General features: G+C 34.1%; 14 protein-coding genes. 12 read left to right on the top strand and 2 right to left on the bottom strand.

Features of this window, described 5'->3' with window-relative positions:
* Positions 1-2 precede the first annotated feature (2 nt).
* The 4 genes from AC15TD_RS05860 to AC15TD_RS05845 all read left to right on the top strand — a co-directional run bounded on the left by AC15TD_RS05860 (position 3) and on the right by AC15TD_RS05845 (position 2,107).
* Positions 3-977 (top strand): deoxyhypusine synthase family protein, encoded by a 975-nt coding sequence (locus AC15TD_RS05860; protein WP_484451201.1) that lies wholly within the window; start codon positions 3-5, stop codon positions 975-977.
* Between the two features lie 2 nt (positions 978-979).
* Positions 980-1,312: a hypothetical protein gene (locus tag AC15TD_RS05855; RefSeq protein ID WP_484451200.1), complete on the top strand. Its 333-nt coding sequence runs from the start codon at positions 980-982 to the stop codon at positions 1,310-1,312.
* A 10-nt stretch (positions 1,313-1,322) separates the two neighbouring features.
* The gene (locus AC15TD_RS05850) at positions 1,323-1,550 is read left to right on the top strand and encodes a hypothetical protein (RefSeq protein WP_484451199.1); all 228 of its coding nucleotides are present in this window, start codon (positions 1,323-1,325) and stop codon (positions 1,548-1,550) included.
* A 416-nt stretch (positions 1,551-1,966) separates the two neighbouring features.
* Positions 1,967-2,107 (top strand): hypothetical protein, encoded by a 141-nt coding sequence (locus AC15TD_RS05845; protein ID WP_484451198.1) that lies wholly within the window; start codon positions 1,967-1,969, stop codon positions 2,105-2,107.
* Here AC15TD_RS05845 and AC15TD_RS05840 read toward each other — a convergent pair.
* Positions 2,104-3,447 carry an MptA/MptB family glycosyltransferase gene (locus AC15TD_RS05840; RefSeq protein WP_484451197.1) on the bottom strand — a complete coding sequence of 448 codons (1,344 nt, stop codon included), beginning with the start codon at positions 3,445-3,447 and terminating at the stop codon, positions 2,104-2,106. The two genes, AC15TD_RS05845 and AC15TD_RS05840, sit on opposite strands and share 4 nt — an antisense overlap.
* Before the next feature lie 170 nt (positions 3,448-3,617).
* On the opposite strand from AC15TD_RS05840, the gene mce reads away from it, so the two are divergent.
* From mce to scpA, 8 genes are all read left to right on the top strand, one after another.
* A complete protein-coding gene (mce, locus tag AC15TD_RS05835) occupies positions 3,618-4,025 on the top strand; it encodes a methylmalonyl-CoA epimerase (protein ID WP_484451196.1) in 408 nt (135 codons plus the stop codon).
* Between the two features lie 38 nt (positions 4,026-4,063).
* Positions 4,064-5,623 (top strand): acyl-CoA carboxylase subunit beta, encoded by a 1,560-nt coding sequence (locus AC15TD_RS05830; protein ID WP_484451195.1) that lies wholly within the window; start codon positions 4,064-4,066, stop codon positions 5,621-5,623.
* Entirely contained in the window at positions 5,623-5,985 is a 363-nt protein-coding gene (locus AC15TD_RS05825; RefSeq protein ID WP_484451194.1) for an OadG family protein, read from the top strand. Before AC15TD_RS05830 ends, AC15TD_RS05825 begins: the two co-directional genes overlap by 1 nt.
* 32 nt (positions 5,986-6,017) lie before the next feature.
* A complete protein-coding gene (locus AC15TD_RS05820) occupies positions 6,018-6,443 on the top strand; it encodes a biotin/lipoyl-containing protein (RefSeq protein ID WP_484451193.1) in 426 nt (141 codons plus the stop codon).
* 80 nt (positions 6,444-6,523) lie between these two features.
* Complete coding sequence (locus tag AC15TD_RS05815) at positions 6,524-7,843, top strand: sodium ion-translocating decarboxylase subunit beta (RefSeq protein WP_484451192.1); 1,320 nt, start codon at positions 6,524-6,526, stop codon at positions 7,841-7,843.
* Between the two features lie 50 nt (positions 7,844-7,893).
* A complete protein-coding gene (locus AC15TD_RS05810) occupies positions 7,894-9,183 on the top strand; it encodes an acetyl-CoA hydrolase/transferase family protein (RefSeq protein ID WP_484451191.1) in 1,290 nt (429 codons plus the stop codon).
* A 28-nt stretch (positions 9,184-9,211) separates the two neighbouring features.
* Entirely contained in the window at positions 9,212-11,026 is a 1,815-nt protein-coding gene (locus AC15TD_RS05805; protein ID WP_484451190.1) for a methylmalonyl-CoA mutase family protein, read from the top strand.
* Positions 11,023-13,158 (top strand): methylmalonyl-CoA mutase, encoded by a 2,136-nt coding sequence (scpA, locus tag AC15TD_RS05800; protein ID WP_484451189.1) that lies wholly within the window; start codon positions 11,023-11,025, stop codon positions 13,156-13,158. Before AC15TD_RS05805 ends, scpA begins: the two co-directional genes overlap by 4 nt.
* A 74-nt stretch (positions 13,159-13,232) precedes the next feature.
* On the opposite strand, the gene meaB is transcribed toward scpA, so the two are convergent.
* Complete coding sequence (gene meaB, locus AC15TD_RS05795; protein ID WP_484451188.1) at positions 13,233-14,237, bottom strand: methylmalonyl Co-A mutase-associated GTPase MeaB; 1,005 nt, start codon at positions 14,235-14,237, stop codon at positions 13,233-13,235.
* Positions 14,238-14,272: the final 35 nt, after the last annotated feature.

Genomic DNA, 14,272 nt, shown 5'->3' with positions numbered 1-14,272 from the left:
ATATGAATACTAAAGGGGCTATTTCTGATTTTATTGAAAAGTACTATTTGCATTTTAATGCAGCTACTGTTGTTGATGCAGCGAAAGCTTATGAAGCTCAGTTAAAACAAGGTTCTAAAATGTTGGTGTCATTAGCAGGAGCAATGAGTACGGCCGAAATTGGTAAGATTTTTGCCGAAATGATTCGACAGGATAAAGTTCAAATTATATCTTGTACAGGTGCTAATCTTGAAGAAGATATTATGAATTTAGTAGCGCATTCGCACTATAAACGCGTTCCTAATTATCGCGATTTAACCCCGCAAGAAGAGTGGGATTTGTTAGAAAAAGGATTAAACAGAGTTACTGATACTTGTATCCCCGAAGAAGAAGCTTTTAGACGATTACAACAACATATTCATAAAATATGGAAAGATGCTGACGATAAAGGGGAGCGTTATTTGCCTCATGAGTATATGTATAAAATGCTCTTGTCTGGGGTTCTTGAAGAATATTATGAAATCGATTTAAAAGATTCTTGGATGTATGCTGCAGCAGAGAAAAATTTACCAATTATTGTCCCTGGATGGGAAGATAGTACCATGGGAAATATTTTTGCAAGCTATGTTCTTAAGGGGGAGCTTAAAGCGAGTACCATGAAATCTGGTATTGAATATATGACCTTTTTAGCAGATTGGTATACCGACAATTCAAAAAATGGCATTGGATTTTTTCAAATAGGAGGCGGAATAGCTGGAGATTTCCCAATATGTGTTGTACCTATGCTTTACCAAGACATGGAACGTACAGACACCCCTTTTTGGAGTTATTTTTGTCAAATAAGTGATTCAACAACAAGTTATGGATCTTATTCAGGAGCCGTTCCAAATGAGAAAATAACTTGGGGTAAATTAGATATTAACACACCAAAATTTATTATAGAAAGTGATGCGACCATAGTTGCGCCGCTTATTTTTGCCTACCTATTAGATATGTAATTATGAACAAAAAAGACAACCGAAAAAGAGTCATAGTTGACTTTAAAAAACTAACCCCAGAAATTTTAGGGCTTTTAGTAGAAAAGTATCCTGATGGTTATGATGAAGATGATATCATATCCTTTAAAAATGCAAAGAACGAATTGGTAGAAGCCGTTGAGGTAAATACTGACGATACAAAATACCTCATTAAAGTAAGTACTAAATTAGTGAAGACTATGGAGAATTATGATGAGGATGATTATGAGGATTTTGAAGATGATGATCCAGAAGCTGTTCAAGACCCAGATCTTACAGGAGAAGAGCCAACTGAAGAAATGGACGATTTAGATTAATATTTTAGATATGTCAGAAGCTATTTTTACATCCTACAAAAATGGATTTTATACCTTTTTGTTTGAAAGTGGAGAAGAAATGATATTTGATGAAGTTCATCCCAGAGCTTTAAAACAATACGACTTAAATAACGATAAAAGCTTAATAGGTAAATCTTTTAAGGTGGTTTTTATTGAAATTGAATCCTCTAATGAGGATGAGGTGATTTACAGAGTAGAGAATTTAAAGCCGATTTAAGATATTCAAAGTAATAATAAGACTAAGGTCATTACTACACGTAAAATTAATTTTAGATTTGAGTTGTCAAATTTCTGAAATTTAAAAGCAACGTGATTTAACTTTTTCACAATCAATCTATTGTATACTTTTATATAAAAGTAATTCGTTGTTTTGTTAGTGTAAAATAAATTATAAATGCAATGGGGAAAATATATTTAGCAATAATAGCTTTTTTAGTGACGCCTCTTTTTTCGTTCACAAATTTAAAATCTGATGAACTTTGTATTCTTAATCAAGATAAGATAACTGTAGTAGCTATTTTTGATGGACATTAAGACTATGGTTATAACTTTATAGCTAAAAATATAGATGAAGATTCTGAGTATACTTTAACGTTTCATAAAATTAGTGAAGTAGTTTCGAAAGAGTTTGATTTGAATTCAGACAATGTCATTGGTGTAAAATTCAAAATTACTTATACAACTGAAACTATAGTAACAAAGGATTCTGATGGATATGAAGATGAAGATATTATTAGCACCATTAAAAACTTGAAAAACTATAAAGTATATTAGGCCACCATTTTGGAGACCTTTTTTATAAACACTTCCCAGATAAAAACACTATAAATAATAGTATATTCTAAGGTTATTACCCAAAGGTTTTCAGTATTATCTGAATTAGTATAAGCTAAATAGCTTAATATCACTGCTAAAGTCCAAATCATCGGAAATTTATATTTAGTAAAAACGCTTAAAATTAGTAGTGTAGCGATATACCATGGGTGCACTGTAGTTGCTGTAAAGTAATAAAAGGATAATACAAATAACATACTGGTTATTAGTTCAATGGTTGTTTTATTTTTTCTTAAAAAAGATATGAGAAGAACAAATACAATTACGACTATAGGAATTACTTTTCCAATAAAGCCAATTTCATTATAGCCTCTAAACAAATAACCTGCTTCTCTGGCAATATAGTAAATACTGGCATTAAACTCAAAGCGTTGAAACCATAACGCTACTGTTTCAACATAATTGTAGGTGAATTCGGTATTAATAAATGGAGTAAAAGTAAGCATGCTTACAATTCCAACGATGATATAAAAACCTAAACTCTTTTTCCAGTTTAATTTCTGAAATAAAAGTGGTAAAAATATGAGGGGAATGAGCTTAATGGAAATTGAACAAGCAAAAATAACGGCCGATAATTGCCATTTTTCTTTATGTAATAAGTATAAACTCCATACTAAAAAGAAAATCATAACACTTTCAAAATGAAGGTTTCCTGTAAGTTCAATAATGATAAAAGGATTAAGGATATACCAAAAAATATTGTAGACAGGTATATGTAGTTTTTTTAGTAGTTTCTTCCCAAAATAAAGTGTTCCAAAGTCTGCAGAAATGATTATTATTCGCATTACAATGGCAGAACCAAAAATACTTTTACCGGCAAATATGCCTGCAAAAACAAAGCATAATTGATTTAAAGGAGGGTAATTAGTAAAGTGACTCCCATTTAATATTCCCATGCCATTATATAATTCAATGGCTTGTTTTACAGGATAATTAACATCTAAAATAAAAGATTCTGGTGTATGTAAATATGGATTAAAACCTTCGAGAATCATTCTTCCATCCCAAATAAATCTATAAAAATCTTGAGAAAGATTTGGAATAGCAAAAATAAAAGCGGCTCTAAAAATAAAAGCCAAACACATTAAAAAGCCAATTTGATTTTTTAAAAGATGTACGAGTTTAAAAAACAAAAAGAATAAAGCTGCATAGAGCATTAAAAGTTTTAGATAATCTGTTCTTTCTAATTGATATGCAAATGATACGTAAAACATCAGACTTACCAATGAAATTAGGATGGGAATTTTATTAATCTCTAAAAATGATTTGGTTTTAAGCATATTTCAAATATAAGATTATTCGATAAGACCTAAAGCCTAAAAAACTATCACGTTATAGTTAATAACTAAATTAAATTTTCAAAAGAAAATGATTTCTGTCATGAATTAGAATACAGCCCTACTCTAATTTTGTTGGATAAATAAGACAAAAATAATAAAACTTATCAGTTATGAATATTTCTCATATCGAACATTTGGGTATTGCTGTTGAAAATTTGGAAGAATCAATAAAGTATTATGAAGATGTTTTAGGAATGACATGTTATTCTGTAGAGGAGGTTGCGGATCAGAAAGTAAAAACAGCCTTTTTTTTAGTGGGCAATACGAAAATTGAATTATTAGAGAGCACCTCGCCAGAGGGCCCTATTGGCAAGTTTATTGCTAAAAAAGGACAAGGAATCCACCATATAGCTTTTGCTGTAGAAAATGCTACAAAAGCGTTAAAAATAGCAGAAGAAAGAGGCGTCACCCTAATTGATAAGGAATCTAGACGAGGTGCCGAAGGGTTAGATATTGGGTTTTTACATCCAAAATCGACATTAGGAGTTCTTACAGAACTATGTTCAAAACCTGAATAACTTGAATTATTAGAACAGATAAGTAAAAATAGATACATATGGCAAATCAGGATAAAATTAACGAACTCATTGAAAAAAGAGCTAAAGCAAGGTTAGGAGGCGGTGAAAAACGAATCGATTCTCAACATGCAAAAGGAAAATTTACGGCTCGTGAAAGAATAGATATTCTCCTAGATGATGACAGTTTTGAAGAGTTTGACATGTTCGTAACTCACAGAACAAAGTCTTTTGGATTAGATAAAGAAATATATTTATCAGACGGTGTTGTAACGGGACACGGAACCATCGATGGCAGAATCGTCTATATTTTTGCTCAAGATTTTACCGTTTTTGGAGGATCGCTTTCTGAAACGTATGCCTTGAAAATTTGTAAGGTTATGGATATGGCTATGAAAATTGGCGTTCCAGTAATAGGCCTTAATGATAGTGGAGGAGCACGTATTCAAGAAGGTGTAAGATCGCTTGCTGGTTATGCCGAAATTTTCCAAAGAAATATCATGGCATCAGGTGTTATTCCTCAAATATCATCCATTTTAGGACCATGTGCAGGCGGTGCAGTATATTCTCCAGCCTTGACAGATTTTACAATTATGACAGATCAAACCAGTTATATGTTTGTAACGGGCCCAAAAGTTGTTCAATCTGTAACAGGTGAAGTTGTGACTGCAGAGCAGTTAGGTGGGGCTACAATTCATTCTACAAAATCTGGAGTATCTCATTTTTTGGCAGATGATGATGAAGAAAACCTATTAATAATCAGAAAGCTATTGAGCTATTTGCCTTCAAATAATCTTGAAGACCCACCATCAATAACAACATCCGATCCTATTGATAGATTAGATGATATATTGAACACAATCATTCCAGAAAATGCGAACCAAGCTTATGACATGGTCGATGTTATTTCAACCATTGTAGATAATAGTGAGTTTTTAGAAGTGCACAGAAACTACGCTCGTAATATTGTGGTTGGTTTTGCTCGTTTTAATGGTCGTTCTGTTGGGATTGTAGCCAATCAACCTAAATTCTACGCTGGTGTTTTAGATTGTGAATCATCAAGAAAGGCAGCAAGATTTGTACGTTTTTGTGATGCTTTCAATATTCCTATTGTTACACTTGTTGATGTGCCAGGATTCTTACCAGGAACAGGACAGGAATATGGAGGTATCATTTTACACGGTGCTAAATTATTATTTGCTTATGGAGAAGCAACGGTTCCTAAAGTTACTATCACGCTTCGTAAATCTTATGGAGGTGCTCATGATGTAATGAGTTGTAAACAGCTAAGGGGTGACTTAAATTATGCCTGGCCTACTGCAGAAATTGCTGTAATGGGTGCCAAAGGTGCTGTTGAGGTTTTAGAAGGTTCTAATATTCGAAAGATTGAAGATGCCGACGAAAAACTGCACTACATTGAAGAAAAAGAGCATGAGTATACCACCAAGTTTGCAAATCCATATGTGGCTGCAAAATACGGTTTTATTGATGATGTTATTGAACCAAGAAATACGAGGTTTAGAATTATTAGAGCTTTAGAATTATTAGCAAATAAGAAAGAAGTAAATCCACCTAAAAAGCACTCAAATATTCCACTATAATGACACATATACTATTATATACAGATAAATTAAGTGAAGGATACGTTATCCTGGTTACAGGTCTAATAATCGTTTTTAGTGGACTGCTATTGTTAACCGTGTTTTTTAAGTTTGGGTTACCGTTCATGTTATATGTCTATAAAATAATCACAAAGGGAAGAGATAAAAAGGGTAATGGGATTTCATCAAAAGTAAACGAAGAATTTACAGGAGAAGTCGCAGCAGCAATCTCGGCGGCTATCTATATGTATCTTGATGTAAAACATGATAAAGAAAATGCCATATTAACTATCAAGCAAGCTCGAAAATTATATTCTCCTTGGAGTTCAAAAATATACGGAGCCTACAATAGAAGATCTTAGATTTTTTAAGAAACCTAACGAAAGACAAAACCATGAAAAATTTCACATTTAGAATAAACCATAATAATTATAGTGTCAAAATTGTTTCGCAAGAAAATAATGCTATAGACCTCGAGGTTAACGGAACAAGTTATTCCGTTAAAATGAAAGAGGAAATATCAACACGAAAAACACCAACGCTTATTCGTAAACCGTCTATAGCGGCAGCCGTAGAACCAGTGAAGGTAAACCCAAGTTCTTCTGGAAAAGCAAAAGTTACAGCACCAATTCCAGGTGTTGTATTGTCTCTTAATGTAAAGGTAGGAGATACTATTAAAGAGAATGACTTATTACTAGTTCTTGAAGCTATGAAAATGGAAAATAGCATTGTTGCAGAAAAATCTGGAGTGGTTACGGCTATATATGTTACAGCAGGACAGCAGGTTTTACAAGGTGAAATTATGATAGAATTCGAATAAAATTAGTTAATATCAATTTAAGTAATAAGAAAGTCTTTTTCTGAGATAGAATACTTCTAAATTGATCTATATAGAAAAAAATGAAGAAAATAATATTAATATTTGGAGTTCTATCACTACTCGTTTTTATAAGACCAGTCTTAGGATTTAATACGAGTTCTGAAAACAAGGAGGTTTCTGCAACGGTTTACGACGGCGATACGACTGTTGAAAAAAGTTTTGTTTTGGAAGCTTTTGATGGAATAAAACAATTTTACCAATACACGGGTTTTGCAAATGCACAATCTGGAAATTTGTTAATGATTTTAATAGGAATCATTTTTATATACCTTGGAATAAAATTTGATTATGAGCCACTATTATTAATCCCTATAGGGGCAGGCGTTATTATTGGTAATATACCATTTGTAGCTGGAAACCAAACGGGAATTTATGAAACAGGTTCCGTTTTAAATTACTTATATTTTGGTGTTGTAAAGGGCGTTTATCCTCCCCTTATATTTTTAGGAATTGGTGCTATGACCGATTTCTCCTCACTTATTGCTAACCCAAAGCTAATGCTTCTTGGGGCAGCTGCACAAATTGGTGTGTTTGCTACATTTTTAGGAGCACTTTATTTAGGGTTTAACCTTCCGGAGGCAGGAGCAATTGGTATTATTGGGGGAGCAGATGGTCCAACCGCGATATTCCTTTCATCAAAATTAGCGAATGGTATTAATGTAATGGCAGATGGTACAACGGTTAAAAACTTAATTGGACCAATAGCTATTGCGGCCTATTCATATATGGCTTTAGTACCGGTCATTCAGCCGCCATTAATGAAATTATTAACATCTAAAAAAGAGCGCTTAATTAGAATGAAACCGCCAAGAGCGGTATCTCAAAAAGAAAAAATGATCTTTCCTATAGTGGCGTTATTATTAACAACCTTTATTTCGCCTAGTGCATTGCCGTTATTAGGAATGTTATTCTTTGGAAATTTACTTAAAGAATCTGGAAGAACTGAAAGACTTGCAGATACCGCTCGTACTAAATTAATTGATATTGTTACGATTCTTTTAGGAGTTACAGTTGGGGCATCAACACAAGCAGATATTTTTATTACTAAAGATTCTATGATGATATTTGCTTTAGGAGCTGTCTCATTTGTAATAGCAACTTGTGGAGGTTTGCTTTTTGCAAAATTTATGAACTTATTTCTTAAAGGTGATGACAAATTAAATCCGCTTATTGGAGCGGCTGGTGTTTCTGCTGTTCCAGATAGTGCAAGGGTGGTACATGCCGTAGGTCTTAAAGCCGATCCCCAAAATTACTTATTAATGCATGCTATGGCACCAAATGTTGCAGGTGTAATTGGGTCTGCAATTGCAGCAGGTATTATATTGAGTTTTTTAGGATAGAAATTAAATATTATTGAAATAAAACCAGGAATAAATTAAAATGTTTTAAAATGAAAATTCCGAATATAATGTCAGCCTCAGAAGCTGTTAAACTTATAAAATCAGGAAATAGAGTATTAATTCAAGGAGGCTCTGCGACACCACAAGCATTAATAAAAGCCATGGTGGCTCGTGCTCCAGAACTTAAAAAGGTTGAAATTTGTCATTTACATACGGAGGGAGAATGTGGATATGCAAACTCAAAACTTAGAGATAGTTTTCATACAAGTGCTTTCTTTATTGGTGGAAATTTAAGGAAAATGGTAGGCAATACTGTTGATTATATTCCTATTTTTTTAAGTGATATTCCAAGCTTGTTCCGTGAAAAATATATGGAGTTAGATGTGGTTTTAGTTAACGTATCTCCGCCAGATAAGCATGGTTTTTGTTCTTTAGGTGTTTCTGTAGATATTGTGATTTCAGCGATTGAAAATAGTAAAAAAGTAATTGCTCAAATCAATCCTAAAATGCCTCGTACCTTTGGTGATGCCTTGGTTCATTTAAATCAGTTTAGCGCCTGTGTTTTAGTTGATGAGGATATTCATGAAATGCAATTTGTTGCACCAACAGAACAAGAACAGGCCATTGGAAAAAATATTGCAGGAATTATTGAAGATGGTGCAACGCTTCAAATGGGTATTGGAGGAATTCCAAATGCGGTGTTAACATACTTAACGAATCATAAAGATTTAGGTGTTCATACCGAAATGTTTTCAGAAGGAATTGTAGATTTGGTAGAGAAAGGTATTGTTAACGGTTCACAGAAAAAAGTAAATCCGTATAAAATTATTTCTGGATTTGCTATGGGAACAAGACGTCTTTATGATTTTATGGATGATAATCCGGAAATAGAAATGTTAGATATTGCCTATGTAAATGATACAGCTATTATTCGTCAGAATCCAAAAGTAACAGCGATTAACTCTGCTATTGAAATTGACTTTACAGGTCAAGTTTGTGCCGATTCCATAGGAACAAGAATGTTCTCTGGTGTTGGTGGTCAAATGGATTTTATGCGAGGAGCAGCCTTATCCAAAGGAGGAAAACCAATAATTGCCATAACATCAACGACTTTAAAAGGGGTGTCTAAAATTGTTCCTGCATTAAAACCTGGTGCCGGTGTGGTAACTACACGAGCGCATGCTCGATTTGTGGCGACCGAATATGGTATTGCAGAATTATTTGGTAAAACCTTAAAACAAAGAGCAGAGGCATTAAGAGATGTTGCACATCCCAATCACAGAGAAGAATTAGATAAAGCTATTTTTGAACGTTTTGGAACTAATAGCGTAATGATTTAATTTTATAGTTGAAAAAAATACATATAGTATGAGTACTAATAATAAAAAACTTTTTTCAGAATTTGCTCCTATTTCAAAGGAGCAATGGGTGGAAAAAGTTAATGTTGATTTAAAAGGTTCCGATTTTGATAAAAAGCTTGTTTGGAAGAACTTAAGCAAAATCAATATTCAACCTTTTTACAACACAGAAGATAAACTAAATTATATTACTAATACAGGTGAAAATTCACAGGCACTAATCAACTACAGAACTATTATAGTTGAGTCTGCAGAAAGCGCTAATAAAAAAGCTCAAAAAGCCGTCAAAGAAGGCATTACCGGACTTCTTTTTACGATTGAAGAACATGTATCGGTAGATAAGATTTTAAGTCATATCGATTTAAATAACGTAGCTGTATCCTTCATTTTAAAAAATAATGACTCTAGTTTTGCAAGAGATTTTTTTGATTTCGCTGAGCAAAACCTAAAAGACACAAAAGATCTTAAAGGGTATTTCGATTTACAATTAATATCGCAATATGTTACTCAAGGCAGTGTTGAGGCTTCACAATTTGATACCTTATGTAATATTGTTAAATTAGGGAAATCATACCCAAACTTTAAGACCATTACAGTGTCGGGTACTAATTATTTAGATGCCGGTTCTAATCAAGTTCAGGAGGTGGCGTATACTTTAAATTCTTTGGTTTATGTTATCGAACAGTGTTTAGATAGAGATATTCATATTGAAACCATTTTTAATAATTTACATATTCAATTAGCTATTGGCTCGGAGTATTTTGTTGAAATTGGCAAGTTTAGAGCCTTCAATAGTTTATTAAACGTTTTGGGAAAACAATACGGTGTTCCAGTCAAGCATATCTTAACAGGAAAAACATCTGTTTGGAGCAAGTCTATAACTGATGCTCATACCAATTTATTACGAGCAACTACCGAAGCCATGTCTGCCGTTTTAGGGAATGTTGATGGTGTTTTAATTGATGCTTACGATAAGGAATTTAATAATCCATCAGAGTTTTCAAGTAGAATAGCGGGTAATATCCCCACTATTTTAAAAGAAGAATCTTATTTCGGAAAAGTGTCAAATCCTGTTGACGGGTCTTATTATATTGAAGAAGTAAGCACCAAAATAGCCGAAAAGGCCTTAGCGCTTTTTAAAGTGATTGAAGCAGAAGGTGGTTTTTATAAAGCGTTTGAAAGTGAAATTATCCAGAAACAAATAGCCGAGATTCGTCAAGAAAAAATAAAGCTAATAAGCCAAAGGCGATTGCCCATGGTAGGCGTTAATAAATACCCTAACCTCATGGAAACGGTATCTTCAGAAATTTTATCATCTGGGGCTGCTGAAAATCCTAAAGTTTTAAGGCCAAGACGAGCTTCTTTAGAAATTGAGGCGATTAGAAAAGTAACAGAACAAATTGTTGATGACACTAAAAAAAGGCCGATTGTTGAATTAACAAGTTTTGGAAATTTAACTATGCGTAAAGCGAGAGCTGCTTTTTCTTATGATTTTATAGGTGTAAGTGGTTTTAAAGTGTTAGCAGAGCAAAGTTTTAATAATGTTGAAAAAGCTGCGGAACGCAGTGCGACTTCAGATTCAGATGTGGTTATTATTTGTAGCTCAGAAGAAGATTACGATGCTAGCGCATTACTTTTTGTAAAAGCCTTTAGAGCATTAAACAAAGATAAAGTTCTTTTATTGGCGGGAAATCCTGTTAATTTGTTAGATGCATTAACCGAAGCAGGTTTAGACGGATGTATTCATATGAAATCGGATGTGATTCAAATCATTTCAGGAATTCAGAAAAAAGTTCAGAAAAACATTAAATCTTTAGAAGTATGAGACGGGATTTTTCAAATCTAACTTTAAATACAGTTAGTGAACAAGAGACAAGAAAGAGCACAGAGCATCAAGATGTTTGGGACACACCAGAAGGAATTCCTGTAAAAAAACAGTTTTCAAAAGACGATATTAAAAATGCTGAGCACTTACAGTTTGCAGCAGGATTGCCTCCTTTTACAAGAGGGCCTTACAGCACGATGTATGTTACTAGACCTTGGACCATTCGTCAATACGCCGGGTTTTCAACAGCGGAAGAATCCAATGCGTTTTATAGAAGAAATTTAGCAGCCGGACAAAAAGGATTGTCGGTAGCCTTCGATTTAGCGACGCACCGTGGGTACGATTCAGATCATCCACGTGTAACAGGAGATGTTGGAAAAGCTGGTGTTGCCATCGATTCTATTCTAGATATGGAAATTCTATTTGATCAAATTCCGTTGGATAAAATGTCGGTTTCTATGACCATGAATGGTGCGGTATTGCCTATTATGGCATTTTATATTGCAGCCGCTAAAAAACAAGGCGTGTCTTTAGAACAACTTAGTGGAACCATTCAAAACGATATTTTAAAAGAATTTATGGTGCGTAATACGTATATATATCCGCCATTACCTTCGATGAAAATTATTGGTGATATTTTTGAATATACCACTAAATACATGCCGAAATTCAACTCTATATCTATTAGTGGTTACCACATGCAAGAAGCTGGAGCTACGGCCGATATTGAGTTAGCATACACCCTTGCAGACGGTTTAGAATATATTAGAACAGGATTAGCATCAGGATTAAAAATAGATGAATTCGCACCAAGATTATCATTTTTCTGGGCAGTAGGCATGAATCATTTTATGGAGATTGCTAAAATGCGTGCGGCACGCATGCTTTGGGCAAAAATCATTAAACAATTCAATCCTAAGAATCCGAAATCTATGGCGTTGCGCACCCATAGTCAAACGTCTGGGTGGAGTTTAAGTGAGCAAGATCCTTTTAATAATGTCGCCAGAACATGTATTGAAGCGATGGCTGCTGGTTTAGGTGGTACACAATCTTTGCATACCAATGCTTTGGACGAAGCGATTGCGCTTCCAACCGATTTTTCTGCGAGAATTGCACGTAATACACAAATATATATCCAAGATGAAACACAAATTACGAAAGCGGTCGATCCTTGGGCTGGTTCTTATTATGTAGAGTATTTAACTCAGGAAATTGCTAAAAAAGCTTGGAAACTCATTGAGGAAGTTGAAGAACTAGGTGGTATGGCAAAAGCCATAGAAACTGGCGTTCCAAAAATGCGTATTGAAGAAGCGTCTGCTAGAAAACAAGCACGTTTAGATTCCGGACAAGATATTTTAGTTGGGGTTAATAAATTTAGAACCGACGAAAAATCGAATATAGAAATTCTTGAAGTTGATAATTCTGTGGTAAGACTATCACAAATTGAACGTTTAAAGAAATTAAGAGCGAATAGAAACCAAGATATTGTAGACGTTAATTTAAAAGCATTATCTGATTGTGCCGAAACAGGAAAAGGTAATTTATTAGAATTAGCGGTTGAAGCTGCAGAAAATTTTGCAACTTTAGGAGAAATATCAGATGCTTTAGAAGTTCATTTTGGACGACATAAAGCAGATACTAAATTAATAAGTGGCGTGTATAGTAAAGAAGTAAATAACGATGATACATTTGCAAAAGCACAGCAAGTTGCTGATAAATTTGCAGAAATTGAAGGACGTCGTCCGCGCGTTATGATTGCAAAAATGGGTCAAGATGGGCACGATAGAGGTGCTAAAGTCGTGGCGTCTAGTTTTGCCGATTTAGGATTTGACGTTGATATGGGACCATTGTTTCAAACGCCGGAAGAGGTCGCGAAACAAGCCATTGAAAATGATGTGCATTTTGTTGGTGCTTCTAGTTTGGCGGCCGGACATAAAACACTCATTCCGCAATTAATTGCTGAGTTAAAAAAACTAGGTAGACCCGATATTATGGTGTTTGCCGGCGGTGTGATTCCTGAGCAAGATTACAATTATTTATTAGAACGAAAAGTTGTGGCTATTTTTGGACCAGGTACGGTTATTTCTGAAGCGGCTATTTCTATTATGGAAAAGTATTTAGAGCAAGACTAACTCATTATATTAAATAGGAGAAGAACCCGAGGCTAATTTTAGTATTGGGTTTTTTGTTTTTGAATGATGACTAATTAAAAAGACGCTTTAAATTGGTCTATTATTTTTTGTGCAGCCTTAACGGGAGAAATTTTAGAAGAAATAATATCTTTTTTTAAAATAGTAAGTTCCCTGGCGATCTCTTTTGAACCGTAAAACATATGTTTTAATTCTTCATTAATATTATCATACATCCACCGGATTTTTTGATTATTTCTGTTTTTTATGAAGTAGCCATTCTTAGTAACCAGTTCTTTATATTTTAAGACTTCATTCCATACAGCATCAATACCAGTATTTTTGGTAGAAGAGGCTTTAGTAACGACTGGAGACCAACCAGATTCAGATTGCGGAAAAATATGTAAGGCGTTTTGATATTGTAAACGTGCTATTTCACTTTTTCTAATATTATCACCATCGGCTTTGTTGATTACCACCATATCGGCCATTTCCATAATCCCCTTTTTAATCCCTTGAAGTTCGTCGCCTGCACCGGCAAGCATTAAGAGTAAGAAGAAATCGGTCATGCCATGAACGGCGGTTTCCGATTGTCCGACACCAACGGTTTCAATTAAAATAACATCATAACCTGCGGCTTCACAAAGCAACATACTTTCGGCAGTTTTATTAGCAACACCGCCAAGGGTTTCTCCAGAGGCAGATGGACGGATATAAGCGTTTTCTAAATTACTTAACTCTTCCATTCTTGTTTTATCACCTAAAATACTTCCTTTGGAACGCTGACTACTTGGGTCTATCGATAGAATGGCCACCTTATGACCTTGATTGATTATGTGTTTTCCAAAAACTTCAATAAACGTACTTTTCCCAACACCAGGCACACCGGTGATTCCGATTCTGATAGAATTTCCAGAAGCAGGTAAGATAGCCTGAATTATGTCTTTGGCAAGGAGTTTATCACTTTCTAAATTACTTTCTATAATGGTAATTGCTCTGGATAAAATTACTCTATCACCATTTAAAACACCATCAATGTATGCCTGTGCAGTTAGCCTATTTTTTGGTTTGTATGCTTTCATTTTTAGAATAGAAAGTTAATCTTTTTTATTGGTTA

The sequence above is a fragment of the Yeosuana sp. genome (genome assembly GCF_057126245.1).
This window is presented reverse-complemented; position numbering and strand designations above follow the sequence as displayed.

Coding starts and splice junctions, on each gene's coding strand:
- AC15TD_RS05860 (WP_484451201.1), top strand. CDS start 3: ATGAATACTAAAGGGGCTATTTCTGATTTTATTGAAAAGTACTATTTG.
- AC15TD_RS05855 (WP_484451200.1), top strand. CDS start 980: ATGAACAAAAAAGACAACCGAAAAAGAGTCATAGTTGACTTTAAAAAA.
- AC15TD_RS05850 (WP_484451199.1), top strand. CDS start 1,323: ATGTCAGAAGCTATTTTTACATCCTACAAAAATGGATTTTATACCTTT.
- AC15TD_RS05840 (WP_484451197.1), bottom strand. CDS start 3,447: ATGCTTAAAACCAAATCATTTTTAGAGATTAATAAAATTCCCATCCTA.
- mce (WP_484451196.1), top strand. CDS start 3,618: ATGAATATTTCTCATATCGAACATTTGGGTATTGCTGTTGAAAATTTG.
- AC15TD_RS05830 (WP_484451195.1), top strand. CDS start 4,064: ATGGCAAATCAGGATAAAATTAACGAACTCATTGAAAAAAGAGCTAAA.
- AC15TD_RS05825 (WP_484451194.1), top strand. CDS start 5,623: ATGACACATATACTATTATATACAGATAAATTAAGTGAAGGATACGTT.
- AC15TD_RS05820 (WP_484451193.1), top strand. CDS start 6,018: ATGAAAAATTTCACATTTAGAATAAACCATAATAATTATAGTGTCAAA.
- AC15TD_RS05815 (WP_484451192.1), top strand. CDS start 6,524: ATGAAGAAAATAATATTAATATTTGGAGTTCTATCACTACTCGTTTTT.
- AC15TD_RS05810 (WP_484451191.1), top strand. CDS start 7,894: ATGAAAATTCCGAATATAATGTCAGCCTCAGAAGCTGTTAAACTTATA.
- AC15TD_RS05805 (WP_484451190.1), top strand. CDS start 9,212: ATGAGTACTAATAATAAAAAACTTTTTTCAGAATTTGCTCCTATTTCA.
- scpA (WP_484451189.1), top strand. CDS start 11,023: ATGAGACGGGATTTTTCAAATCTAACTTTAAATACAGTTAGTGAACAA.
- meaB (WP_484451188.1), bottom strand. CDS start 14,237: ATGAAAGCATACAAACCAAAAAATAGGCTAACTGCACAGGCATACATT.